Annotated in this window: 24 protein-coding genes and 1 tRNA gene; 14 read left to right on the top strand and 11 right to left on the bottom strand. The window is 55.2% G+C overall.

Annotation, left to right across the window (positions count from 1 at the left end):
* Positions 1 to 5 precede the first annotated feature (5 nt).
* The 11 genes from PO881_RS16095 to mrdA all read left to right on the top strand — a co-directional run bounded on the left by PO881_RS16095 (position 6) and on the right by mrdA (position 12,774).
* A complete protein-coding gene (locus PO881_RS16095; protein WP_280172071.1) occupies positions 6 to 1,109 on the top strand; it encodes an amidohydrolase in 1,104 nt (367 codons plus the stop codon).
* Positions 1,110 to 1,348: 239 nt separating this feature from the next.
* Complete coding sequence (gene prfC, locus PO881_RS16090; protein ID WP_101761823.1) at positions 1,349 to 2,938, top strand: peptide chain release factor 3; 1,590 nt, start codon at positions 1,349 to 1,351, stop codon at positions 2,936 to 2,938.
* A 261-nt stretch (positions 2,939 to 3,199) separates the two neighbouring features.
* On the top strand, positions 3,200 to 3,814 hold the full coding sequence (osmY, locus tag PO881_RS16085; RefSeq protein ID WP_101761824.1) for a molecular chaperone OsmY: 615 nt from the start codon (positions 3,200 to 3,202) through the stop codon (positions 3,812 to 3,814).
* A 93-nt stretch (positions 3,815 to 3,907) separates the two neighbouring features.
* Positions 3,908 to 4,069 (top strand): DUF1328 domain-containing protein, encoded by a 162-nt coding sequence (locus tag PO881_RS16080; protein WP_007893192.1) that lies wholly within the window; start codon positions 3,908 to 3,910, stop codon positions 4,067 to 4,069.
* 179 nt (positions 4,070 to 4,248) lie between these two features.
* Positions 4,249 to 5,301 (top strand): DUF6363 domain-containing protein, encoded by a 1,053-nt coding sequence (locus tag PO881_RS16075; protein WP_280172070.1) that lies wholly within the window; start codon positions 4,249 to 4,251, stop codon positions 5,299 to 5,301.
* A complete protein-coding gene (locus PO881_RS16070) occupies positions 5,298 to 6,077 on the top strand; it encodes a TatD family hydrolase (protein ID WP_280172069.1) in 780 nt (259 codons plus the stop codon). The genes PO881_RS16075 and PO881_RS16070 overlap by 4 nt, the downstream gene beginning before the upstream one ends.
* Positions 6,078 to 6,368: 291 nt before the next feature.
* A complete protein-coding gene (gene deoC / locus PO881_RS16065) occupies positions 6,369 to 7,148 on the top strand; it encodes a deoxyribose-phosphate aldolase (RefSeq protein ID WP_192412100.1) in 780 nt (259 codons plus the stop codon).
* A 157-nt stretch (positions 7,149 to 7,305) separates the two neighbouring features.
* On the top strand, positions 7,306 to 8,628 hold the full coding sequence (gene deoA, locus PO881_RS16060; protein WP_280172068.1) for a thymidine phosphorylase: 1,323 nt from the start codon (positions 7,306 to 7,308) through the stop codon (positions 8,626 to 8,628).
* 94 nt (positions 8,629 to 8,722) lie between these two features.
* Entirely contained in the window at positions 8,723 to 9,946 is a 1,224-nt protein-coding gene (deoB, locus tag PO881_RS16055; RefSeq protein ID WP_101761829.1) for a phosphopentomutase, read from the top strand.
* 33 nt (positions 9,947 to 9,979) lie between these two features.
* The gene (gene deoD / locus PO881_RS16050; protein ID WP_008103284.1) at positions 9,980 to 10,693 is read left to right on the top strand and encodes a purine-nucleoside phosphorylase; all 714 of its coding nucleotides are present in this window, start codon (positions 9,980 to 9,982) and stop codon (positions 10,691 to 10,693) included.
* Positions 10,694 to 10,899: 206 nt separating this feature from the next.
* Positions 10,900 to 12,774, top strand: coding sequence for a penicillin-binding protein 2 (gene mrdA, locus PO881_RS16045; protein WP_192412098.1), 1,875 nt, complete (start codon positions 10,900 to 10,902; stop codon positions 12,772 to 12,774).
* 74 nt (positions 12,775 to 12,848) lie between these two features.
* Here the strand turns inward: mrdA and PO881_RS16040 are convergent, their stop codons facing one another.
* A complete protein-coding gene (locus tag PO881_RS16040) occupies positions 12,849 to 14,171 on the bottom strand; it encodes a PAS domain-containing methyl-accepting chemotaxis protein (RefSeq protein WP_110867273.1) in 1,323 nt (440 codons plus the stop codon).
* A gap of 193 nt (positions 14,172 to 14,364) precedes the next feature.
* Between PO881_RS16040 and PO881_RS16035 the strand changes: the two genes are divergently transcribed.
* Positions 14,365 to 14,440: transfer RNA gene (locus PO881_RS16035), tRNA-Phe, on the top strand.
* A gap of 131 nt (positions 14,441 to 14,571) precedes the next feature.
* Here PO881_RS16035 and tssD read toward each other — a convergent pair.
* From tssD to PO881_RS16020, 3 genes are read right to left on the bottom strand one after another with little or no spacing between them, the layout of a single operon-like run.
* Positions 14,572 to 15,063 (bottom strand): type VI secretion system tube protein TssD, encoded by a 492-nt coding sequence (gene tssD, locus PO881_RS16030; protein WP_277974940.1) that lies wholly within the window; start codon positions 15,061 to 15,063, stop codon positions 14,572 to 14,574.
* A gap of 1 nt (position 15,064) precedes the next feature.
* Positions 15,065 to 15,328 carry a hypothetical protein gene (locus PO881_RS16025; protein ID WP_277974101.1) on the bottom strand — a complete coding sequence of 88 codons (264 nt, stop codon included), beginning with the start codon at positions 15,326 to 15,328 and terminating at the stop codon, positions 15,065 to 15,067.
* Positions 15,306 to 15,824 carry a DUF2778 domain-containing protein gene (locus PO881_RS16020; RefSeq protein ID WP_280172067.1) on the bottom strand — a complete coding sequence of 173 codons (519 nt, stop codon included), beginning with the start codon at positions 15,822 to 15,824 and terminating at the stop codon, positions 15,306 to 15,308. Before PO881_RS16020 ends, PO881_RS16025 begins: the two co-directional genes overlap by 23 nt.
* 359 nt (positions 15,825 to 16,183) lie before the next feature.
* Between PO881_RS16020 and PO881_RS16015 the strand changes: the two genes are divergently transcribed.
* Complete coding sequence (locus tag PO881_RS16015; RefSeq protein WP_280172066.1) at positions 16,184 to 16,642, top strand: GNAT family N-acetyltransferase; 459 nt, start codon at positions 16,184 to 16,186, stop codon at positions 16,640 to 16,642.
* 6 nt (positions 16,643 to 16,648) lie between these two features.
* Here PO881_RS16015 and PO881_RS16010 read toward each other — a convergent pair whose 3' ends face one another.
* The 7 genes from PO881_RS16010 to PO881_RS15980 all read right to left on the bottom strand — a co-directional run bounded on the left by PO881_RS16010 (position 16,649) and on the right by PO881_RS15980 (position 24,614).
* The gene (locus tag PO881_RS16010; RefSeq protein WP_280172065.1) at positions 16,649 to 18,691 is read right to left on the bottom strand and encodes a pyridoxamine 5'-phosphate oxidase family protein; all 2,043 of its coding nucleotides are present in this window, start codon (positions 18,689 to 18,691) and stop codon (positions 16,649 to 16,651) included.
* Between the two features lie 10 nt (positions 18,692 to 18,701).
* On the bottom strand, positions 18,702 to 19,319 hold the full coding sequence (locus PO881_RS16005) for a glutathione S-transferase (RefSeq protein ID WP_101761859.1): 618 nt from the start codon (positions 19,317 to 19,319) through the stop codon (positions 18,702 to 18,704).
* Positions 19,320 to 19,448: 129 nt separating this feature from the next.
* Positions 19,449 to 19,961 carry a DUF892 family protein gene (locus PO881_RS16000; protein ID WP_137386456.1) on the bottom strand — a complete coding sequence of 171 codons (513 nt, stop codon included), beginning with the start codon at positions 19,959 to 19,961 and terminating at the stop codon, positions 19,449 to 19,451.
* Between the two features lie 70 nt (positions 19,962 to 20,031).
* Complete coding sequence (locus PO881_RS15995) at positions 20,032 to 20,214, bottom strand: general stress protein (RefSeq protein ID WP_110867269.1); 183 nt, start codon at positions 20,212 to 20,214, stop codon at positions 20,032 to 20,034.
* A 414-nt stretch (positions 20,215 to 20,628) separates the two neighbouring features.
* Positions 20,629 to 22,035 carry an MFS transporter gene (locus PO881_RS15990; protein WP_280172064.1) on the bottom strand — a complete coding sequence of 469 codons (1,407 nt, stop codon included), beginning with the start codon at positions 22,033 to 22,035 and terminating at the stop codon, positions 20,629 to 20,631.
* Between the two features lie 161 nt (positions 22,036 to 22,196).
* Entirely contained in the window at positions 22,197 to 23,285 is a 1,089-nt protein-coding gene (locus PO881_RS15985) for a tartrate dehydrogenase (protein WP_280172063.1), read from the bottom strand.
* Positions 23,286 to 23,303: 18 nt separating this feature from the next.
* Entirely contained in the window at positions 23,304 to 24,614 is a 1,311-nt protein-coding gene (locus PO881_RS15980) for an MFS transporter (protein WP_280172062.1), read from the bottom strand.
* 130 nt (positions 24,615 to 24,744) lie between these two features.
* On the opposite strand from PO881_RS15980, the gene PO881_RS15975 reads away from it, so the two are divergent.
* Positions 24,745 to 25,653 carry a LysR family transcriptional regulator gene (locus PO881_RS15975; RefSeq protein ID WP_280172061.1) on the top strand — a complete coding sequence of 303 codons (909 nt, stop codon included), beginning with the start codon at positions 24,745 to 24,747 and terminating at the stop codon, positions 25,651 to 25,653.
* The last annotated feature ends 88 nt before the right edge of the window (positions 25,654 to 25,741 follow it).

The following is a 25,741-nucleotide window of genomic DNA, read 5'->3' as shown; positions in this document are numbered from 1 at the left end:
TAGCGGTGTCGAACGTCTTAGAGCATTACCATTTTCTGCATGAAATTCCCGAACTGGGTTTTCAGGAATTCAAAACCTCTGCTTATATTGCCGAACAGCTGGAAAGCGCCGGAATTAAGGTGACGCGCGGCATCAATAACACCACTGGCATGGTGGCGGAAATCGACAGCGGCGTGCCCGGTCCGGTGCTGGCACTGCGTGCGGATATGGATGCGCTCGGCCACATCATTGATGGCGTAGCCTGTGCGCGTCACACCTGCGGCCACGATGGCCATTCGTCGGTGGTGCTGACGGCAGCGCAAGAGCTGATGAAAGAGGGCGCGATCAAGAAAGGGCGGCTCAAGCTGCTGTTCCAGCCGGCGGAAGAGCTCGGTGCGGGTGCGTTGGCGATGATTGAGGGCGGCGCGCTGGAGGATGTGGAGATGATTCTCGGCTTCCATGTGCGTCCGCTGGAAGAGTGTCATGTGGGACAGGCGACGCCAGCGGTGATCTACTCTGCCTGCAGCACGCTGGAAGCCACCATCAAAGGTGCACCGGCGCATGCGGCGCGTCCGCATTTGGGCGTCAACGCGCTGGATGCGGCGGTACAAGCGGTACAGGCCGTCAACGCCATCCATCTGCCGCCGGGTTTGACCTGGAGCGTGAAAGCTACACGCTTTCTGTGCGATGCGGGCGTGACCAACTCGGTGCCGGATGAGGCGCGCGTGGTGTGGGATCTGCGTTCGCAGGAAAACGCGCCAATGGCGGTGCTGAAAGAGAAAGTCACGCTGGCGATTCAGCACAGCGTGGCGGCGCTGGGTGCCACGGCGGACGTGGTGGTGCTAAAAGAGATGCCGGCGGCAGAAATTCATGAGGAAGCCACGGCGGTGATTCGCGCGGCGATTGTCGACGTGCTGGGCGAAGCCGGTTTGCTGGATACCAAAACCACGCCGGGCAGCGAAGATTTCTTCTATTACCCGGTGAAAAACCCGCAGGTTAAAGCCGGTTTCTGGGGATTGGGAACCAATCTGGTGCCGGGTTTACATCATCCTGAGATGCGCTTTGAGCTGAGCTCGCTGGAGATTGGCGTGAAGATCTTCAAGGCGGCAGTGGTGCGGGTGTTGGGGTGATTAGAGGGTTAGGGTGAGGGCCATTAAGGGCACCGATTCCCCCTTTCTGCGAAATATTGTATGCTATGCCGCCTCAATGCTGACGGGATTCAGGACTGCCGCCAATGTAGATCGCGCACCTCTTGCTGTGAACCGACGCCACTGCGTCGCCATTGGCCGCGTTATCCTGCGGAATGACCCCGAAACGATTTATTCGCAGCGCGCTGTCCGCGTGTTGCCCTTGAAGAAGAATTCACTCAATGTCTAATGCCTCCTTTTTAGAAGAAGTGGCGCGCCGCCGTACCTTTGCGATCATCTCGCATCCGGACGCCGGTAAAACCACAATCACCGAAAAAGTGCTGCTGTTCGGACAGGCGATTCAAACCGCCGGTACCGTCAAAGGCCGCGGCTCCAACCAGCACGCGAAATCGGACTGGATGGAGATGGAGAAACAACGTGGTATCTCCATCACCACCTCGGTGATGCAGTTCCCGTATCGCGACAGCCTCGTGAACCTGCTGGATACGCCAGGACACGAAGACTTCTCTGAAGATACTTACCGTACGCTGACGGCGGTTGACTGCTGTTTGATGGTGATCGACGCCGCGAAAGGTGTTGAAGATCGCACCCGCAAGCTGATGGAAGTGACGCGCCTGCGCGATACGCCAATCATCACCTTTATGAACAAACTCGACCGTGACATCCGCGATCCCATGGAGCTGCTGGATGAAGTGGAGAGTGAGCTGAAGATCGCCTGCGCACCTATTACCTGGCCGATTGGCTGCGGCAAGTTGTTCAAAGGGGTATATCACCTCTACAACGACGAAACTTACCTGTATCAAACCGGTAAAGGCCACACCATTCAGGAAGTGCGCATTGTTAAAGGGCTGGCGAATCCAGAACTGGATGCCGCAGTAGGCGAAGATCTGGCACAGCAGCTGCGCGATGAGCTGGAGCTGGTGCAGGGCGCTTCGCACGAGTTCGATCAGGAGCTGTTCCTGAGTGGCGAAATCACGCCGGTGTTCTTCGGTACCGCGCTGGGTAACTTCGGCGTTGATCATATGCTGGATGGCCTGGTTAGCTGGGCGCCGCGTCCAATGCCGCGCAACACCGACGCGCGTTTGGTGGAAGCAAAGGAAGAGAAATTCAGCGGCTTCGTGTTTAAGATCCAGGCAAACATGGACCCTAAGCACCGCGACCGCGTCGCCTTTATGCGTGTGGTATCCGGCAAGTACGAAAAAGGCATGAAGCTGCGTCAGGTGCGTACCGGTAAAGATGTGGTGATTTCCGATGCACTGACCTTTATGGCCGGCGACCGTTCGCACGTAGAAGAAGCCTATCCGGGCGACATCATTGGTCTGCACAACCACGGCACCATTCAGATTGGCGACACCTTTACGCAGGGTGAAAACATGAAGTTCACCGGCATTCCGAACTTCGCGCCAGAGCTGTTCCGCCGTATCCGTCTGCGCGATCCGCTGAAGCAGAAACAGCTGCTGAAAGGGCTGGTTCAGCTGTCGGAAGAGGGCGCGGTGCAGGTGTTCCGACCGGTACACAACAACGATCTGATTGTGGGCGCGGTCGGTGTGCTGCAGTTCGAAGTGGTGGTCGCGCGCCTGAAAAGCGAATACAACGTTGAAGCGATCTACGAAGCCATTAACGTCTCAACCGCTCGCTGGGTTGAGTGTGATGATGCGAAGAAATTCGACGATTTCCAGCGTAAAAACGAAGTAAACCTGGCGCTCGATGGCGGTGATAACCTCACGTATATCGCGCCAACCATGGTGAACCTCAACATCACTCAGGAACGCTATCCTGACGTGAGATTCCGCAAAACGCGCGAGCACTAATCGCCGTTACCAGCAGGGCCTGTGATTTTCACTGGCCCTGTTTTGTTTGTTACAGACTCCTCCTAATTCCGCTGTTTTTTTCTCTTTTTGGCGATATATCAACCACAAGAGCCAGCAAAAGCTGTAATCCCTACTACTATTATCCTGTCGGACGAGAAAAGAGACCTTTCGGGTTTCATTACGTCCAGTAACTCAGCAACGCCGTTCGTTGCTGGCGCATCCGCGATAACGGATGAGTTAACTGATAGAAGGATGATATCGATGAATAAGACTAAGATTGCTAAAACCCTGATTGCTGCCCTGGCTGGTTCTGCTCTGCTGAGCGGTGCGGCATTTGCAGATGAATCACTGTCGCAGAAAGCACAGCAAACCTCCGACAGCGCGGGTGCGAAGATCGATAGCTCTATGAAAAAAGTCGATGGTTATATGGATGACAGCGGCATCACGGCTAAAGCCAAAGCGGCGCTGGTGGATGATGACGCAATTAAAAGCACGGATATCTCCGTCAAAACGCACGATGGCGTGGTGACACTGAGCGGCTTCGTAGCTTCTCAGGATCAGGCTGAAAAAGCCGTCGCGCTGGTGCAGAAAGTCGAAGGTGTGAAATCCGTCAGCGACAAACTACACGTTAAAGACAGCAAAAATGCTTCTCTGAAAGGTTATGCGGGCGATACCGCAACCACCAGCGAAATTAAAGCTAAGCTTTTAGCAGATGATATCGTGCCATCACGCAACGTTAAGGTGGAAACCACCGACGGTGTGGTGCAGTTATCAGGGGAAGTGGCGAATCAGGCACAGTCCGATCGTGCTGAGAAGATCGCCAAAGCCATTGAAGGCGTGAAAAGCGTGAAGAATGACCTGAAGGTGAAATCTTAACGCGAGCGACTCGGCACCAGCAGGTGCCGTTTCGTAATAAAAACAAAGGTGTAAATAAGCAGTTCGATTTTCACAATGGTAAAGGAGAGGCTTATGTTTCGTTGGGGTATTATCTTTCTGGTCATCGCTCTGATTGCTGCGGCATTAGGTTTCGGCGGTCTGGCGGGTACGGCAGCATGGGCAGCTAAAATTGTCTTCATTGTCGGTATTATTCTGTTCCTCGTGAGCCTGTTTACCGGGCGCAAACGACCCTGACTACTTGCGTCTCAATAGACGCTAACCCGCGAGTCACCTAAAGCGGAGACCGGTCTTGTGCGGCATACTACGAAGCCGCAACGATTGCAGAAGCAATTGGTCAGGGAACGACAATGACTGGTTCTCCGGGATGCTGCTTCGGCGACTCCCTCAGAGCAAGCAACACTGAGGGACATCCATTGGGCACACGTATACCGTTGACATTAGGTTCATTCGAACCGCTGGCTTTAACTCCTTTCAAATCAAATAAAATTGCCCTGGTGTGCGAAGGCGGCGGTCAGCGCGGCATCTTTACCGCAGGCGTGCTGGACGAATTTCAACGCGCAGGCTTCAATCCTTTTCAACTGTTACTCGGCACCTCGGCCGGGGCGCAAAACCTCTCGGCATTTGTCTGTGGCCAGCCTGGCTACGCGCGACGCGTGATCTCCCGTTACACCACCAGCAAACTGTTTTTTGATCCGCTACGATTAGTGCGCGGCGGGCATCTTATCGATCTCGATTGGCTGATCGATATCACCAAACAGGAATTCCCGCTGGCGCTCAACACCGCCGAAGGGCTGTTTGCCAAAGGCAGCGAATTCTATATGTGCGCCTGCCGCAGCGACGATTACCGCGCCGAGTACTTCAACCCGATCAGCACCAACTGGCACGACATCCTAAAAGCGTCCAGCGCGATCCCCGGTTTTTACCGCAGCGGCGTGCAGATGGACGGCGTGAGCTATCTTGACGGCGGCATCAGCGATGCCATTCCGGTACGCGAAGCTGCGCGCCGTGGCGCGGATACCATTGTGGTGATCCGCACCGTGCCGTCGCAGGTGTCCTACACGCCGAAGTGGTTTAAACGCATGGAACGCTTTTTGTCCGACAGCGCATTGCAGCCGATGATCAACATCCTGCATCAGCATGAAGAGAGCTATCGCGAAATTCAGCAGTTCATCGAGCAGCCGCCGGATAATCTGCGCATCATCGAAATCTGTCCGCCGAAACCGCTGGCGAGCATGGCGCTTGGCAGCCGCTTGTCATCGCTGAATCAGGATTACCATTTAGGCCGCCGCAGCGGGCGCTATTTCCTCGCCACGCTTGGTCAATGGCTAAGCGATGCTGAGCCGCTGGTGCGTTCAACCACGGTTACGCCGCCGGCAGCGGTGGCGAATGCGCCTGACAATCGCCCGCTGATTACGCCCGCGCTGGCGGAAAACGATGCCGATTTTGATAAAGGCTCGCTGGCATGAGGTTTATCGACACGCATTGCCACTTCGATTTCCCGCCGTTCGTTGATGATGCGCACGCCAGCATTGCACGCGCTGCGCAAGCCGGCGTGGAACGCATCATTGTACCGAGCGTGGATGCCAGCCGTTTCGCGCTTGTGACGCAACTGGCGCAGCAGCATCCGGCGCTATATGCCGCGCTGGGTCTGCATCCAATCAATATTGCTGAGCATCAGGAAGATGCGCACCTTGATGAATTAGCGCGCTGGCTGAAAAAGCCGGATAGCAAGCGTGTGGCGATCGGCGAGATCGGCCTCGATCTTTATATGGACGATGCGCAATTTGCCAAACAGACGCGGCTGCTCGATAAGCAGCTCAAGCTGGCGAAGCAATACGATCTGCCGGTGATCCTGCACTCGCGCCGCACCCACGATCAATTAGCGCTGCATTTACGTCGTCACGATCTGCCACGTCGCGGCGTGGTACACGGTTTTGCGGGTAGCCAGCAGCAGGCGGAGCGCTTTATTCAGCTTGGCTATGCCATTGGCGTTGGCGGCACTATCACCTATGAACGCGCCAGTAAAACCCGCAACACCATCGCCAACCTGCCGCTCAAGGCGTTATTACTTGAAACCGACGCGCCCGATATGCCGCTGCACGGTTTTCAGGGCCAGCCCAATCGTCCGGAGCGGGCGCGCAATGTGTTTGACGTGCTGTGTCAGTTACGCAGCGAATCCCCTGAAGCGATCGCCGATGCGCTTTGGCATAACAGCCAGCAGCTGTTCGCCTTGCCTGCCTGATTCTCACCCGACAGATTCTGCATTTACGCTGCCTTACGCCTGATTAGCTACATTGATAAAGCTGAGAGTACACTTTTGCGTCCCTTTTTGTGATAATAATAACAATGGCCATCACGGCGCATTCCCGCCTGGTTAGCGATTATTTGTGATAATAATCACTAAATAATTGTATTTAAATGACAGGTTTTCTTTTTCGTGTGACGTGAAGCGCAATTCATTGTCACGGTAGTTGTTAGAATTATCACATTCCCCGGTGGGTTGTGCCCGCCGATCTGAATTTTGGAGAGCATCATGACCGACCTGAAAGCAGCAGCACAGCGCGCATTGCAACTGATGGATTTAACCACCCTGAACGAAGACGACACCGACGAGAAGGTGATCGCGCTGTGCCGTCAGGCGAAATCCCCAGCCGGTAACACCGCTGCCATCTGCATCTATCCGCGTTTCATCCCGGCAGCGCGTAAAGCGCTGCGCGAGCAGGGCACGCCGGAAATCCGCATCGCCACCGTCACCAACTTCCCGCACGGCAACGATGACGTTGAGATCGCGCTGGCCGAAACCCGCGCGGCCATCGCCTACGGCGCTGACGAAGTGGATGTGGTGTTCCCGTATCGTGCGCTGATTGCCGGCAACCGCGATATCGGTTTCGAGCTGGTAAAAGCCTGTAAAGAAGCCTGCGCGGCGGCGAACGTGCTGCTGAAAGTGATCATCGAAAGCGGCGAGCTGAAAGACGAAGCGCTGATTCGTGCCGCTTCGGAAATCGCTATCGATGCGGGTGCCGATTTCATCAAAACCTCCACCGGTAAAGTGCCGGTCAACGCGACGCCAGAAGTGGCGGCGATCATGATGCAAGTGATCCGCGACAAAGGCGTGAAGCAGCAGGTTGGTTTCAAACCGGCGGGCGGCGTGCGCACTGCAGAAGACGCGGCGCTTTATCTGCAGCTGGCGGACGACATTCTGGGTGAAGGCTGGGCGGATGCGCGTCATTTCCGCTTCGGTGCCTCCAGCCTGCTGGCAAGCCTGCTGAATACGCTGGGCCACGAAACCGCGACCAGCAAAGCCGGTTATTAATCTCTTTCGCTGATGGTTCTGCGATTCGTAGCGGCGCGATTTATCGCGCTGGTTTTTACGCTTCAGCCCCGACTTAACATCGCGCGATAAATCGCGCCGCTACGGCAGGTGCAAGCTGCCGTATCATTTCAATTTCTATCCCTTCAGGGAGGCAACCGTGTTCCTGCCACAAGAAATTATTCGTAAAAAACGCGACGGCCAGGCGCTGAGTGAAGCGGAGATTCGCTTCTTCATCAACGGCGTGCGCGACAACAGCGTTTCGGAAGGTCAAATTGCCGCATTGGCGATGACCATCTATTTCCATGATATGACGCTCGACGAGCGCGTGGCGCTGACTATGGCGATGCGCGACTCCGGCACGGTGCTGAACTGGAAATCGCTGAATCTCAACGGCCCGATTGTCGATAAACACTCCACCGGCGGCGTTGGCGATGTCACTTCGCTGATGCTCGGCCCGATGGTAGCAGCGTGCGGCGGTTATGTGCCGATGATCTCCGGGCGCGGCCTTGGCCACACTGGCGGTACGCTGGATAAACTGGAAGCGATTCCGGGCTTTGATATCTTCCCGAGCGACGATCGTTTTCGGCAGATCATTAAAGACGTCGGCATCGCGATTATCGGTCAGACCAACTCGCTGGCGCCGGCCGACAAACGTTTTTACGCCACGCGCGATATCACCGCCACCGTGGACTCCATTCCGCTGATCACCGCGTCGATCCTCGCCAAAAAACTGGCGGAAGGATTGGATGCGCTGGTGATGGACGTGAAAGTGGGCTCCGGCGCCTTTATGCCGACCTTCGAAGCCTCAGAAAATCTGGCACAGGCGATTGTTGGCGTCGCCAATGGCGCAGGTTGTAAAACCACCGCGCTGCTCACCGACATGAATCAGGTGCTGGCTTCTACCGCCGGTAATGCGCTGGAAGTGCGTGAAGCGGTGCAGTTCCTGACAGGCGAGGCGCGCAATCCGCGCTTGCTGGAAGTGACGATGGCGCTGTGCGCGGAAATGCTGGTCTCCGGCAAACTGGCTGAGAATGACGCCGATGCGCGCCAAAAGCTGCAGCAGGTGCTGGATAACGGCAAAGCCGCTGAAGTGTTTGCCCGCATGGTGGCGGCGCAAAAAGGTCCGGTGGATTTCATCGAGCGCATGGACAGCTATCTGCCAGCGCCAACCCTGAGCAAAGCGGTATACGCCGATGGCGCGGGTATCGTCAGCGCGATGGATACGCGTGCGCTCGGCATGGCGGTGGTTGCGCTCGGCGGGGGCCGCCAGCGCGCCAGCGACAGCATTGATTACAGCGTGGGCTTGAGCGACGTGACCACGCTCGGCACGCAGATTGACGCGCAGCGTCCGCTGGCAATTATCCACGCCGCGTCGGAAGCGCAGTGGCAGCAGGCCGCCGCCGCCGTTAAAGCAGCCATCACGCTGAGCGACACTGCGCCAGCGATCACGCCGGTAGTTTATCGTCGCATTAGCGAATAACTGGCGCTTCTTCGTGCCAGGCAGCGGCCGTTCGGGTATACTGATCTGATCGCTTTTTTTTGACTTGTCATCGCGCATTGCGCAGGAGACTTGCATGAAACGTGCTTTTATTATGGTTCTCGACTCCTTCGGGATCGGCTCCAGCAAAGACGCCGATAAATTCGGTGATGAAGGATCGGACACGCTCGGCCATATCGCCGAAGCCTGTTTCGAAGGCCGCGCCAATGAAGGTCGCGAAGGCCCGCTGCACTTACCTAACCTGACCAAACTGGGCCTCGGCAAAGCGGCTGAGCTCTCTACCGGTCGTTTCCCGCCAGGCCTCGATCCCAACGCGGAAATCATCGGTGCGTATGCTTACGCCAGCGAATTGTCGTCCGGTAAAGATACGCCGTCGGGCCACTGGGAAATCGCTGGCGTGCCGGTGCTGTTTGATTGGGGCTACTTCAGCGATAAAGAGAACAGCTTCCCGCAGGCGCTGCTGGATACTCTGGTGAAACGTGCCGATCTACCGGGATATCTCGGTAATTGTCACTCATCGGGCACGGTGATCCTCGACCAGCTCGGCGAAGAGCACATGAAAACCGGCAAGCCGATTTTCTACACCTCGGCGGATTCGGTTTTCCAGATTGCCTGCCATGAAGAGACCTTTGGCCTTGACCGTCTGTACGAACTGTGTGAAATCGCCCGTGAGGAGCTGACCAATGGTGGCTACAACATCGGTCGCGTGATTGCGCGTCCGTTCGTGGGCGACAAAGCGGGTAACTTCGAGCGTACCGGCAACCGTCATGATCTGGCGGTGGAGCCGCCTTCAGCGACCATGCTGAAAAAACTGGTTGATGAGAAGGGCGGTGAAGTGATTTCGGTGGGTAAAATTGCCGATATCTACGCCGAGCAGGGCATCACGCAGAAAGTCAAAGCCACCGGCTTAGACGCGCTGTTCAACGCTACCATCGAGCAGATGAAGAAAGCGCCAGATACTTCGATTGTGTTCACTAACTTCGTTGATTTTGACTCAACGTGGGGACATCGTCGCGATATCGCCGGTTATGCGGGCGGACTGGAGTTGTTCGATCGTCGTTTGCCAGAGCTGATGGAATTGGTGAAAGAGGGCGACATTCTGATCCTCACCGCCGATCACGGCTGCGATCCAAGCTGGAAAGGCACCGAGCACACGCGTGAGCACATTCCGATTCTGATCTACGGCCCGAATGTGAAGCCAGGATCGCTGGGATACCGCGATACCTTCGCGGATATCGGCCAGACCATCGCAAAATATTTTGGCCTGTCCAGCATGGACTACGGCAAGAGCATGCTGTAAAACAGCGCCCCAAATTTAATAAGGAAAATAACCATGGCAACGCCTCATATTAATGCAGAAATGGGTGATTTCGCGGACGTCGTGCTGATGCCAGGCGATCCGCTGCGCGCAAAGCACATTGCGGAAACCTTCCTCGAAGATGTGGTGGAAGTGAACAACGTGCGCGGCATGCTGGGTTACACCGGGACTTATAAAGGCCGCAAGATTTCGGTGATGGGTCACGGCATGGGCATTCCATCCTGCTCGATCTACACCAAAGAGCTGATCACCGATTTCGGCGTGAAGAAGATTATCCGTGTTGGTTCTTGCGGCGCAGTGCGCGCAGACGTGAAACTGCGTGACGTGGTGATTGGTATGGGTGCCTGCACCGATTCCAAAGTGAACCGCATGCGCTTCAAGGATCACGACTTCGCGGCGATTGCTGACTTCGACATGGTGCGTAACGCCGTTGATGCCGCGAAAGCGCTGGGCGTTGATGCGCGCGTGGGTAACATCTTCTCCGCCGATCTGTTCTATACGCCAGATCCGCAGATGTTCGACGTGATGGAGAAGTACGGCATTCTGGGTGTGGAGATGGAAGCGGCGGGTATTTACGGCGTGGCAGCAGAGTTTGGTGCGAAAGCGCTGACCATCTGTACCGTGTCGGACCACATCCGCACCCACGAGCAGACCACGGCGGCTGAGCGTCAGACCACCTTCAACGATATGATTAAGATCGCGCTGGAGTCAGTGCTGCTGGGCGATTGATTTTTTCCCTCACCCTAACCCTCTCCCGCACGCGGGAGAGGGGATTGATCGAGCTCACATATGGCAGCGTCTCCCTCTCCCCGGGGTGAGGGCACCATCCCGTAAACATCTGACACACTTTTACCCAGGCTTGTGCATCTTCGTGCTGGCTCTGAAACAATCTCTGCTTATCATTAGCGTGATAACAAAGAGATTAAGCCCACCTGATGAATTTCCGTAATTTCGAAGCAGAAGAAAAGCTGTTTGCCCGCCGTGCGATTGTCGCTTTTGCCCTGGTTGTCATCTGCTTTACCATTTTAGGCATCAACCTGTATCGCCTGCAGGTCGATCAGCACAGCTATTACCAGACGCGTTCCAACGAAAACGACATCAAAATGATCCCCATCGCGCCCACGCGTGGATTGATCTTCGATCGCAACGGCATTCCGCTGGTGCGCAACGTCAGCTGGTATGACATTCACATCACACCGTACAAAATCGACAATATGCAGGAAACGCTGAAAGAGCTGACGCCGATTGTCGATCTTACGCCGGAAGAGATTGAAACCTTCGAGCATGAACTCAAACAGAACAGCCGCTACAAGCCGGTTGAACTGAAAGCGGAACTGACTGACGAAGAAGTCGCGCGCTTCGCCGTCAATCAATTCCGCTTTAGCGGCGTCACCGTCGATACCTATCAGGACCGTGAATATCCTTACGGTGCCGACCTGGCGCACGTACTTGGCTATGTTTCGAAAATCAACGATAACGACTACAAACGCCTGAACGCAGAAGGCGTTGGCGAGAACTACGCGGCTGACCACAACATCGGTAAGCAGGGCATTGAAGGCTATTATGAATCGCTGCTGCACGGCAAAACCGGCTATCAGGAAGTGGAAGTGGATAACCACGGCCGCATCGTGCGCGTGCTAAAAGAGGTGCCGCCGGTGGCCGGTCAGAACATCACGCTGACGCTCGATCTGCATCTGCAGCAGTACGTCGAGAGCCAGCTAGCCGGGCAACGTGCGGCGGCGCTGATTGAAGATCCGCACGACGGCAGCGTGTTAGCGATGGTTTCCGCGCCGAGCTACGATCCCAATCCGTTCGTCAAAGGCATCAGCTACAAAGCCTATAAAGCCCTGCTGCAGGATAAAGACCTGCCGCTGATCAACCGCGTTACGCAAGGCTTGTATCCACCGGCGTCCACCGTGAAGCCTTATATGGCGATGTCGGCGCTGCTGACCAAAGTCATCACGCCGAGCTTTACCCTATTTGGCGCGCCGACCTGGACGCTGCCGGGCACCGATCGTAAATATCGCGACTGGAAAAAAACCGGTCACGGCATGCTGGACGTCACTAAAGCCATCGAAGAGTCGGCGGACAGCTTCTTCTATCAGGTGGCGTTTATGATGGGCATTGATCGCATCCACACCATGCTGAGCCAGTTTGGCTACGGCAAATCGACCGGCATCGATCTTAACGAAGAGTACGCTGGATTGCTGCCGAGCCGCGAATGGAAGCAGAAGGTGCACAAACACGTGTGGTATCAGGGCGATACCGTTTCAGTGGGCATTGGGCAAGGTTATTGGGTGGCGACGCCGATTCAGATGGTGAAAGCGATGGTGGCGCTTATCAACAACGGGCGTGTGATCAATCCCCATCTGCTGGAGAAATCACAACGCGGCAAGGAGGTGCAGCTCTACCAGGCAAAACTACCGCAGCCGCAGATTGGCGATGCTAAATCGCCGTATTGGTCGCTGGTGCGCCACGCCATGTTCGGTATGGCGAATGCGCCGAACGGCACCGGCTACAAATACTTTCACACCGCGCCGTACGGCATTGCGGCGAAATCCGGCACCTCGCAGGTATTCAGTCTGAAACAGAATCAGGTGTATAACGCCAAAATGACGCCGATGCGCCTGCGCGACCACATCTTCTACACCGCGTTTGCGCCGTTTAACGATCCCAAAGTGGCGGTGGCGTTGATACTGGAAAACGGCGGCAACGAAGGCGTCACGGCGGCGCCGCTGATGCGCAATATTCTCGACCACATTTTTATGCCGGAAGCCACACCGCCGCCGGTGGCGACGGCGGCGCACTAAACCATGCGGCCTTGGCAGGTTATTGTCATGCCGCCTGGTTTGTGGGGTCGCGGTGCATTGCGACCTGCAACGCATCACTCCTCTCGCAATGTCGCGGTAACATGCCCAATCGCGCGCACCACTTCGCTGGAACTGTCACGAATATCCGCCATCATGCCGCCAGCTTCTTTCGCCAACCCCACGCCCTGATCGGCGCGTTTCAGGTTGGAGGCGATACCTTTCAGCGCTTTCTCCGCCAGCGTATGGTTCTGCTGCACCATGTTCTCAATTTCGGTGGTGGCGCGGTTGATGTTGGCAGCCAGCGTGCGCACTTCATTGGCCACCACGGCAAAGCTGCGACCATGCTGACCGGCACGCGCCGCTTCCACCGCGGCGTTCAGCGCCAGCAGGTTGGTTTGATCGGCAATCCGGCGAATACTCTCAACAATGGCGCCAATGCGATCCGACGACTGACTCAGATCGTTGATATCACCAGAAATGCCGTGCAGCTCGCCCGCCAAATCATTCATGGTCTGCACGCTGTTCTCAATCACCGTGGCGCCAAGGCGCGTGCTTTCGCTGGTTTGCAGCGCGGTTTGATACGCCTGCTGCGCCGCGTCGCGCTCTTGCTGATTCTTCTCCACCTGCGCGGTGACATCGGTAGCGAACTTCACCACTTTGTACAGCTCGCCGGTTTCGTTAAACACCGGGTTGTAAGTGGCGCGCAGCCACACCGTTTGGCCGCGCTTATTCACGCGCTGGAACTGGCCGGAGATAAATTCGCCCTGATTCAGCTTGTGCCAGAAGCGGCGATATTCGTCGCTGTTGCGCATCTCCGGCGGGCAGAACTGGCTGTGATGCACGCCGATCACTTCTGACGCGTTATAGCCCATGGTTTTCAGGAAGTTGTCGTTGGTCATCAACACTTCGCCCTTGAGATTGAAGGCAATCACCGCCATCGAACGCTCAATCGCAGTGGTCATGGCGCGCTGCTCTTGCGCATCCATGATGCGCGCGGTGATATCGCTCGCCAGCTTGACGATTTTAATCACGCGGCCGCTGCGATCCTGCACCGGCACGTAATTCGCCTCCAGCCAGATAGGACGGCTGTGTTTTGCCACGCGCAGGAATTTATCGCTGAAGCCTTCGCCGCGATTTAGGCGTCGCCAGAAGTCGCGGTATTGCGGTGAGTTGAGCATATCGGCGGTGCAGAACATGCTGTGATGCTGACCAACAATCTCTTTGAGCGTGTAACCCATGCGCTCGAGAAACAGCTCATTGGCGGTAAGGATCTTACCTTCTGGGGTGAATTCGACCATGGCGATGGCATCTTGTAATGAACTGAGCGTTGCCTTGCTGTGACCGCGTTTTTGCCACGCAAGGCGTGACAATATTCCTGATGTAATAGTGCTGAACATGGTGGACCTTATTATTGGTATCGGTTGTCAGCAAGGTTATCGGCACAAGCGACTAAAAATTCACCTATACCAGCGATAGGCGAATGAATTTTTACCGGTTGGTCTGAAGGTTGCTGTAAAAGGCATCAGTCAGCTGATTTTTGCCGAAAAGCGTTTGACGGTGCCGCGCGAGTAGGGTTTAATGCGCCCCGTTGCCCGGATAGCTCAGTCGGTAGAGCAGGGGATTGAAAATCCCCGTGTCCGTGGTTCGATTCCGCGTCCGGGCACCAACATTCTGAAAACCCAGCTTATGGCTGGGTTTTTGCTTTTCTGGGTTTCATCACTCTTCATACAACCTTGCGACGATTACGGCTCGATGCGGTGCTTGAGTCTCTGTATCTCTAAAGCAGGAAAGGTTGTTCTAAGCGGTTGGACGCTCGTTCCAAGCATCGGTGTACTGGATGTTGCCATCCACAATTCGCCACGTGATTTTTTCATACTGCAAACTGACGCTTTCCGTATGGTTTAGTTTGTCATTGCCTGCAAGCTTCACATTTGCCACGCCGCAGTTAACGCCGGTGACTTTCACGTTTTCCATCAGCACTGTGTAATAGCAAACCTCCTGGCCAGCATCGCTAATGTTATAGAAGCGAAGTTCAGCGCTTTTTAGCGTCTGCCCGGTGGCTGCTGCCTTGTACAGATAAGGCGTGGAGCTATCCACTTCTTTCTCAATCATCATTGATGAATGCTGGCGCGTACCGGTGATCCTACCGTTAGATCCGTCCACTGGCAGGTTAATGTCGTGGCTCATGCCGATAATTTCAATGCTGCCTTCACGGTCGTGAACATCGACAGATCCTCGAATATCTGCGCCACCATCATCTTTAAGCCACATATACGGAGGGATTGGTATTTTACTTGCTCCTTATTTTTTTGATTAACTTCATGGTTATTAAGTAAACAGCCGTGGTGATGGACATCACGATGACAACATCAATGTAGAAATAGGCGTCGTAGAGAGTTTCAATGTTGGATTCGCCGCTTATTAACACGGCAACCTTTCGTGCGAAATTCTGTGAGATGTACGTTTCAGCGCCACCGAGCGATCTGCCCACAGCCAGCGTTACTAGTATGAAGAAAACGCATTTTGCGGCCCTACGGGCAAGTGTTTGAGCCATTGGCAACAACCTCAATTAATCCTCGGGCCATCAGCGAAGGCTTGCCTGGCACGGGCACCATTAATGTGTTCATAAACGCCTGGCGGATACGCGCATAATCGGAGTTGTGGGGGATGGTGATGCAACCTTCTGACACGGTTCCCGGATGAAGCCGGAATAATTCGCGGCGCACGCCCTCATACCATGTTTCATCGTCAATGGCTGCATCCTCCCGATAGAGTGCAAACCATTCACTTCGGCCAAAGGCCACGCCTTTCGTGTACTTGTTCCAGGCGTCCTGTAATTCCGCCTTTCGCTTACCAAAGAAACCACCCGCGCCGCGATCGACAACCCAGTATTTCCCGGGTGGCAATGGGCCGTCACCCGAAGCTGCGCCGCATCCACCTCGATTTCGATAAGCGCCGTTACCAGAAAACGCCATGAAAACGCCGACGCCATAGATGTTTAATGGTGCGTAATCCGCGCCGTTCAGAATAAGTGTTCCATTCAATGCCATCGTTCCCTCATTAACCATGTAATAACCGTGGGTGATAGTAACAATGAATGGAATATAGTGCCAAAAATTGTTAGGGCTTCTTATGGGTTGATCTAACGTTTTGAACTAATGTTTTTTTTGAATGGCGTAGTTTTTATTTTTTTATTTAATATAAAACAGTTGGATATAAGTATTTATCTCTAAAATTTGTTTGATAAAATCAGCACTGCCAATTGAATTATTGATAAGCCTGTAAAAAGGTTAACTCCAGAAATCAGTCTAAACACAGCAGCTATGTCCAAATAAAGAATCGCTTGTCACCCACAACCATCCTTCATAAATTCTCTTGCACCCCAACCAAATTATCGTAGGCCGCAGAGATGAGTGAGTTCATTACAGAAGAGTGGAACAAAGAGGGTTATCTCATCAGCACGGACGAAAATAAACTGGACCTCGCCGCCATACACCGTTATCTCACCACTTCGACATGGGCAGCAGGTATTGATGAAGAGACGGTTAATGCTTCGATACAAAACAGCCTTAACTTTGGTCTTTACCATCAGGGCGAACAAATTGGTTTTGCGCGGCTCATCACGGATTACGCCACCTTCGCTTATCTGTGCGATGTTTATGTGCTCGACGCGTATCAGGGAAACGGCCTGGCACGCTGGTTGATGGCGTGCATTCATGCGCATCCGGTTTTTGCGCGGCTGCGCAGAATTACGCTGTTCACCAGCACGGCGCCGTGGCTGTATGAAAAGTTTGGCTATCAACCGGTTAACCAGCCGAATTACGCGTGGACGATTACCCGGCCTGATATCTACAAAAATAAAGCGTGATAAATCTCACAGCGCCAGCTGAATCGCCTGCACCTCATCCTCCTGCTGCGCCGGCCGCGCGCAGCAGATCAGCACTTCATCATCCGCCACTTGCGCGCTCGGTGGCGTTGGGTAAGTCACCGCGCCTTGCAGCAGTTTGGTTTTACAGCTGCCGCAATGTCCGGCGCGACAGCTGTACGCTGGGCTCAGGCCACGCGCTTCAGCCAGCTCAAGCAGCGAACCGGTATCCGGCGTCCAACGCGCCTCTTTCAGTGAATCCATGAACTTCACCGGCACCGATTGGGTTGCTATCGGCAACAGCGGTTTTGCTTCTTTAACAATATCGTTGGTGCGCTGCAGCGACGACGGCCCAAAGGCTTCGGCGTGAATGCGATCGTCGGCGATATTCAAGGCGCGCAGCCCGTCGTACAGCGCCTGGGTAAATTGCGGCGGACCGCACAGATAGAAGTCGTAATCGTTAAACGGCAGCACCCGCGAGAGCAGCGCCATATCGATGCGGCCGGCAAAATCGTAATCAACATCCGGTAGTGCATCCGCCGTCTGGCTCAGCACGCGCACCAGTTTCACCGCGCCGTGCGCCGCCGCCAGCAACTGGTCGAGTTCGCGCACAAAAGGGCGCTCGGCTTTGCTGCGCGCCGACTGGAACAGAAACGTAGGGCTCAGGCGCTGTTTGCGCGCTCCTTCGTATATCAGATGGCGCAGCATCGCCAGCATCGGCGTGATGCCCACGCCAGCGGCAAGCAGCACCGCCGGACGCGGTTCGCTGGCGTCGAGAGTAAAATCACCCGCCGGCGCACGCGCTTCCAGCGTATCTCCGGTGTGGAGATGATCGTGCAGGTAGCACGAAACCACGCCTTCACGCTTGACGCTGATGCGGTAAAAATTCTCCGATGGCGCGACCGAAAGCGTGTAGGCGCGCATCAGCGGCTTATCCGTACCGGGCAACTGCAGGCGAATCGGCAGATGTTGACCGGCCAGATGCGGCAACAGACCCGCGCCATCATCCGGCACTAAATGAAACGAGCGGATCGTGGCGCTCTCATCCACCACCTTAATCACCTTGAACGGACGCCAGCGCGAAGCCAGATCTGCTGCACGCAGGCGTTCGGCGGCGGCTTGCCAGTCGCCGGTCATCAGCGAACTGGGTGCGACGCCATCCGGCGGCGTTAACCAGCGTAAGGCGAGGGCGGCACGACGACGCACGATACGGCGCGGGCGAAACGTCCACAGCCGCTCGGCACCCTGAAAAGCGGCGATCTCGGGCGAGTCGAGAATCACTTCGGCATCGCCGCTCAGTTGCAGCGTGTCGCCGCTGGCGTAATCAACAAACAGCAATCCCGCTTTGCCATTATGGTGAATGTTGCCCAGCGTGGAGAAAAACAGATTGCCGTTGAAGTCGGGAATGGTCAGCAGGCCATCTTCACTGACGCGCACGAAACCCGGTTTGCCGCCGCGATGCGAGGCATCAACCTGGCGTTCGGCATAGGTGGCGACGTAGAAGGTATCCGCCGCGCCGATGCTGGCGCGCGCGGCATCATCCAGCGCGCTCAGGGTTTCCACCTCACCGCGATAAGGTTCAGCGGGAGGATGTGCAAAGTGAAAGTCACGCAGCTGGATATAGCGCGGGCAGTTGCCAAAACTCTGTTCCACCTGCACGCGAAAACCAGCGCCAATCGCCTGCAGCACGCCGTTCATGCGGTTACGTCGCCGCGTATGCAGTTCGATGCCCAGCAGCCCAATCGGCGCGCCATCCTGCATGCCCGCCGCCGCGGGATCGCCTTGATGCGGACGCGCCTCGATATCCAGCGTGGTGGCATTGGGCGAGAAGATAAAACCGGGTTGGCCTTCCAGCAGCGTGGCCCACGCATCGCCGTGCGCATCCACGCTGCCCGCCACAATAAACGGCAGCTGCGCGTAGAAGTCGCGGTGTTGATCGGGCATGTGATCGCGGATCACGCGCTGGCCGACGTCCGCCATGCGCTCCGCCACACCCGCCTGTTGCTGAAGCGCAATTTCACCCTGATGCCAAACCGGTAGTTTCTTGCTCATGATGGTGGACTCAGGCGATGCTGCGCAGGCCAGCCGCAGTTTGAGGGAAGGGCACAAAGCCCGGCAGCGCTTCGATGCGACGCAACAGCGCGTTCACCGCCGGATAGCCGGAGAGATCGACATTGCCTTCTGGCGCACCCACGATATAGCTGTACTGCGCAACGTCGGCAATAGTCGGGCGATCGCCAACCAGCCATTCACGGCCTTCAAGATGCTGCTCAATGCGTGACAGCACCAGATGCGCGCGGGCAATCACCTCTTCAGGATTGAACGGGCGGCCAAACACGGTAATCAAACGCGCCGCGGCCGGACCAAAGGCGATATCTCCAGCTGCCACGGTGAGCCAGCGCTGTACCGCCGCCGCGCCCAGCGCATCTTCCGGCAGCCATTCGCTGCGACCGCTTTTCTTCGCCAGATAGACCAGAATGGCGTTGGAATCGGCAATAAACACGCCGTCATCTTCCAGCACCGGCACCTGACCAAACGGATTCATGGCGAGGAATTCCGGCGTTTTGTTTTCGCCAGATTTGAGATCAACATCGATGACTTCATGCGGTAAATCCAGCAGCGACAGGAACAGACGTGCGCGGTGAGCATGACCAGAAAGCGGGAAGTGATAGAGTTTCATGTTGCGGTTCCTTAGGTGTTGCTCGGGATAATCCCGAGCCTTGCCATAAGGTTCGCATAGACAATTTAGCGGCAGAATAGCCGGGTTAGCGAAGTCATTGTTGCGAAAAATGGAAGAATCGTGCCGGAGCTACTTCTTAGCTTCCACGCCTGGCGTAGCGGAGCGAATCAAATACTGTTCGGTCACGTCCGGCAAATGCGTCAAGGTCCAGTCGGCCATGGCGATTTCCTGCTCGCGGATGCGCGAGAAGATATCGGCACTTTCGTGATCGTTGAGATGCTGCGCCGCCGCAATCAGTGAGGTGTAGCTGGCAATCTCAAGGTGCTCAAACACGTGGCCGCTGATCGCGCCTTTCACCACTTCATCTTCCACCATCACGCCGCCAATCGACTGACCGAAAGCGGAGATTTTGCCGGCGAGATCTTTCAATACCGATTGAGAAGTGGAGTAGCGATCGATCACGCTCTGCACCAGCGTCTGATGTTCACGGGTCTCAACAATATGCTGTTCGATACGCAGTTTAAGGTCGGGATAGTGTTCAAGGCGCGAGGCCATTTTTTCCAGCATGCTTTCAGCCTGTTTTTCCATGGCATGGGCATCTTTTACCCAATCGAGAAAGTGCTCTTCGCTGTTGTGGCTCATAATATTTTCCTGACAAATAAATAAAAGGAGATTGCGGCTGTTGCCGAATTACCGGCCAGCCGCAATAACGTTATGCGGGAGATTTATCGACGACTCGACGGCTTTTTTTACCGCCTTTTCGTCCCGCTTCAATCGCACGCTCTGGATTATTACGAAAATTGCCGCCGCTTAATTGGCCGCCTTTTTTACCCGCTTCGCGGGCTCTTTCCGGGTCCATGGCAAAATTGCCAGAACCGCCACGTGGTGTTGTCATAATGAATACCTCAGATAAAGGGGATAACGCATATTTCATTTGCTACTTAAGGTTAGCCCTAAAAGCCAAACGTACAACCAATTGCAATTAGGAATTATCCTAAGAGGGTTGAAATCGTTAAGTTATTTTACATACTTAAAATAATTTGATTTGGCAAAAAAGATAATTAAAGCTTCGCGATTAATGGGTGAGAGAAAATAATTGACCGCTGCGCTTATAACTTTTTTCTCTTCCAACGTGATGAAATAAATTAACATTCCTGATGCTTTTATTTATTTCTCAGACAGAGAGTGGCGACCAGATCATTAGCCATAATCTTAAAAGGGGTTTAATAAATATAAATGCTAATAAAAAGGGATTATTTTAAGCGAAGCGCACTATTTCTGCTTTTTAACCATAAATAGTGCGTTGGGATTATTTTACCAGCACCTGCGCACCGGCGTTTTTCTCCAGTCGCGTTACGTCAAATAGCGACAGCAGCACCAACAGCGCCACACCGGCAAAGGCGATATGAATATCGCTTTGCGCAATTTCGCTATGCTCCTGCCACAACATGGATGCGCGCAGGAACAGCGCCGCCAGCGCAATACCCGCGCTCATGCTGAACTGGAAGAAGATGCTGAACACCACCGAGGCATCGCTCATCTTGTTTTGCGGCACATCGGCGAAGCCCAAGCTGTTGTAGCAGCTGAACTGCAGCGAGCGCGACAGCCCGCCAACAAACAGAATCGCGGCAATCGCGAAGTAGCCCAGCGACGGAGTGAGCAGCAAGCAGCCGAGCATCGCCGCAAGGCTGATCATGCCATTGAACATCAGCACGCGACGAAAGCCCCAGCGCTTCATCAACCAGGTTGTCGCTGGCTTCATCGCCAGGTTTCCGGCAAATACCCACAGCACCATCGCACCGGCCTGCGCCGCGCTCCAGCCAAAGCCAAGCTGAAACAGCAACGGCAGCAAATAGGGCACCGCGTTGATTGAGGCGCGGAAGAACGAGCCGCCAATCACCGCATTACGGAAGGTGGCAATTTTCATCGCGCTAAACGGCAGCAGCGGCTGCGCATGGCGGAAGCTGTGACGATACGCCAGCCAGCTGCACAGCATGCCCAGCAGCAGCAACGGAATGCCAAAACTGAGATGCATCTGCCCGAGCGCTTCCAGCGCGATAATTAATGAGGTGCAGGCGGTGGCGGTAAGCACAAAGCCGCGCACATCAAATGGCCGCCGCCGTTCGGCTTTGAACTGTGGCACCAGATAAGCGGTGGCGATGATAGCAAGGATGCCGAGCGGAATATTGAGCCAGAAAATCCACGGCCAATGGCCGTAAGTGACAATCAATCCGCCCAGCGGCGGGCCGAGCACCGGCGCAATCAAACCCGGCCAGGTAATAAAGGCGATGGTTTTCACCATCTCCTTTTTCTCCGTGACGCGCAGCACTACCATGCGACCGACCGGCACCATCATCGCGCCGCCAATGCCTTGCAGAATGCGGCTCAGCGTGAACATCACAAGCGTGTCGCTTAAGCCACACAGGATTGAGGCGAGGGTGAAAATCAGGATCGCGCTAGCGAATACCGTACGTGCGCCAACGCGCTCCGCCAGCCAGCCGCTCATGGGAATGAACACCGCCACCGCCAGTAAATAGGCGCTGACGCCAATGTTTAGCGCCACCGGGCTGGAAGCGAAGTCGCGCGCCATCTGCGGAATCGCGGTGGTGATCACCGTGGCATCGAGGTTTTCCATAAAGAAGGTCACGGCGACCAGCAACGCTAACAGCAGGGTGCGATGGGAATTCGGTCTGGCTTCTCTGCCTGAGTCGATCATGCGAGGTCCTGCGAAAACAGAAGGATGCAAAGACTTTTAATGAAAAGCGCGGCAGGTGCAAATCAAAATCACAGAATGCATAAGTCTTAGCGGCGCAATTCATTGCGCGATAAATCGCGCCGCTAAGCAATGTGCGATGACAGGATGCGCACTGGATAAAATCAGATGGCTTCTGCCACGGTAGCTTTCGCCTCAATAAACTCCACCACCGCACGCGTTACCTCAGCGGTATTCGCCATGCCGCCGACATCCGGCGTTAAAATGCCCTGGGCGCAGACATATTCAATACCTTGCATAATCAGCGCCGCTGCGTCGCGTTCGCCGAGATGCTCCAGCATCTGTACCGCCGTCCAGAACGTGGCGATCGGATTGGCGATGCCTTTGCCGGTGATATCAAACGCTGAGCCGTGGATCGGCTCGAACATGGAGGGGAAGCGGCGCTCCGGATCGATATTGGCGGTAGGCGCGACACCCAAACTGCCCGCCAGCGCGCCGGCCAGATCCGACAGAATATCGGCGTGCAGATTGGTGGCGACGATGGTATCGAGGCTCTGCGGATGCAGCGTCATGCGATGCGTCATCGCATCCACCAGCATTTTGTCCCACTGCACGTCCGGGAACTCCTGCGCGACTTCAGCGGCAATCTCATCCCACATCACCATGCCGTGACGCTGGGCGTTGGATTTGGTCACCACCGTCAGCAGCTTGCGTGGGCGTGACTGCGCCAGTTTGAAGGCATAACGCATTATGCGCGTCACGCCAACGCGGGTGAAGATCGCCACTTCGGTACCGACTTCTTCCGGCAAACCACGATGCGCGCGCCCACCATTACCGGAATATTCGCCTTCTGAGTTTTCCCGCACAATCACCCAGTCGAGATCGCCGGGGCCGCGATTGCGCAGCGGCGAGGTGACGCCCGGCAGAATTTTGGTCGGACGCACGTTGGCGTACTGGTCAAAGCCCTGACAAATCGGCAAACGCAAACCCCACAGCGTGATGTGATCCGGCACGTCGGGCGCGCCGACCGCACCAAAGTAAATCGCATCAAAGGTCTTCAGCGTTTGCAGGCCATCTTCTGGCATCATTACGCCGTGTTGCTTGTAGTAATCCGAGCCCCAGTCAAAGGTTTGCACCGTAAACGTCAGCTGCGGATCGTGACGCGTCAAGGCGTGCAGCACGGCTACGCCAGCAGAGATCACTTCCGGGCCAATACCATCCGCAGGAATCGCGGCAATTGAGTAGTTACGCATGATGTTTCTCCAGTTAGGTCAATGTGTATGAGGATGAGCAAGCTCTGCGGGATGCGGTGTTTTGCCGCGGGCAGAGAGAATCAGAACTACAATCGCCGATAGCACCAGCAGCCCGGCAACAAAATAGAGTCCCCACGTATAGCTGCCGGTTTGCTGACGGATCACGCCAATCATCATCGGGCCGACAAAGCCGCCAAGGTTGCCGATAGAGTTGATGGTGGCGATGCCCGCCGCTGCAGCCGGGCCGCTCAGGAACAAAGTCGGCATGCTCCACAGCGGCGGTTTGGAGGCGCTGATGCCGACGGTGACCAGCGTCAGGGCGATAATCACCGTAAACAGCGTGCTGACGTTCCCGGCATAAATCAGTCCGGCAGCCGCCAGCAAACAGGCACCGATAACATGCCAGTTGCGCTCTTTGGTGCGGTCCGAATGGCGCGCCCACAGAATCATGCCGATCACGCCCAGTACCGCCGGGAAGGCGTTGAGGAAACCAATTTCTATTGAGGACGCGCCGAAGCTGCGGATGATTTGCGGTGACCAAATGCCCAACGTGTACAAGCCTGCGGATGTGCCGAAATAGACCAGCGCCAGCGCTAACACACGCTTATCGGCCAGTCCGCGCCAGGCGCTGCTGTGGCTTTGATTGGCCGCGCGCGCCTGTTCTTCGGCCTGCATGGTCTTTTCCAGCCACGCCCGTTCTTCATCGGTGAGCCACTTGGCTTTCGCCGGGCGATCGGTGAGGTAAAACAGCACCACGATGCCGAACAGCAGTGCCGGTATCGCTTCCAGCACAAACATCCATTGCCAACCGGCATAGCCAAGCAGGCCATGCATCTCCAGTAATGCGGCGGAAATGGGCGAACCTAACGCAGTGGAAAGTGGGGCCGCAGCCATAAAGATGGCGGTAACCTGCGCACGTTTCGCCGCCGGGAACCAGTAACTGAGATAGAGGATGATGCCGGGGAAGAAACCGGCTTCTGCCACGCCAAGCAGAAAGCGCAGCAGGTAGAAGCTGGTGGTGCCCTGCACAAATGCCATGCAGCCGGACACCAATCCCCATGTGATCATGACGCGCGCAATCCAGATGCGGGCGCCGACTTTATGCAGAATTAAATTCGACGGAACTTCAAACAGAAAATAACCGAGGAAAAAGATTCCAGCGCCAAAGCCAAATACCGTGGGCGAGAAACCTAAATCCTGATTCATAGTTAATGCAGCAAAACCAATATTGACGCGATCGAGAAAAGCGATGAAGTAGAGCAGCATGATGAAGGGCACAATGCGTAACGTCACTTTACGCATCACCCTTTTTTCGAGGTGAGAGTTCATATTAAAGTGCTCCAGATTGTGTAGGGTGGTGTTATTTTTTTGTAATCGAGTTCAGTATGCAGTTTTGCTTTGGCTTATCATCAGATGTGGATTATATAAACTATTTGCATAATCAACGGGTGAGGGGAATGTGGATATAAATCAATTGCGTTGCTTTGTTGCGGTCGGTAAAGAACTGCATTTTGGCCGCGCCGCACAAAAGATGGAAATGATGCCTGCGTCACTTTCTCGCTTCATTCGTTTACTGGAAGAGGACCTCGGCGTGCGTCTGTTAAATCGATCGACGCGTAATGTTTCATTAACTGCCGAAGGCGCGCTCTTTTTTGACGACGCCAGCAAATTAATCGATCAATTTGATGCGCTGGCGAAACGTTTTAAAGTGGGATTAAAAGATGAACGCCGCACATTACGTATTGGTGCGATTGATAGTGCCGCGCGTGGATTAGTTCCGGCGTTACTTAATTTATTTGTTCCGCTGCATCCGCACAGCGATATTCATATTATTGAAGACAAAACCATTAATTTAATTCCGAAATTAAAGTCGGGTTGGCTGGATATGATTTTTATTCGCGAGCCGCAAAGTATTGATGCGTCATTAGCGGTGCGCTTTATCACGCGCGAAAGCTGCGTGCTGGCGGTGCCGATTCAGCATGTGCTGGCGGATCGTGAACGGGTGGCGGTGGCTGATTTTCAACACGAAGCGATGATCATTCCAGACCGGCGCACACGCCCGCACAGTCACGATCTCACCATGAGCCTGTTTAAACTGGCGGGATTCACGCCGCACATCGCGCAGTTTGCTGAAGAGAAGCAAACCATCCTGAGCCTGGTTGCTGCGGGGCTGGGATTGGCGGTGGTGCCCGCCTCGTATCGCACCATGAACAGCGACAGCGTTAGCTATATTGCGCTGGATCTGCCGGAGCAGATTAAAGGATTGCCATTGAGCATTGCCTGGCAGAAGGGCAACGAAGATCGGTTTCTGCGCGAGATGCTGCGCCTGTTGCATGAGCATCAACGTGAGCTGACGGAGAAGTTGTGATTTCCCTCACCCTAACCCTCTCCCAGAGGGAGAGGAAACTGGCCGCTGCGGAGTCTAACAATTCCCTCTCCCGCTTGCGGGAGAGGGC

The sequence above is a fragment of the Pantoea sp. SS70 genome, from assembly GCF_029866845.1.
GTDB classification, from domain to species: domain Bacteria; phylum Pseudomonadota; class Gammaproteobacteria; order Enterobacterales; family Enterobacteriaceae; genus Pantoea; species Pantoea leporis.
The sequence above is the reverse complement of the archived record's forward strand: the minus strand, read 5'-3'. Positions and strand labels throughout refer to the sequence as shown.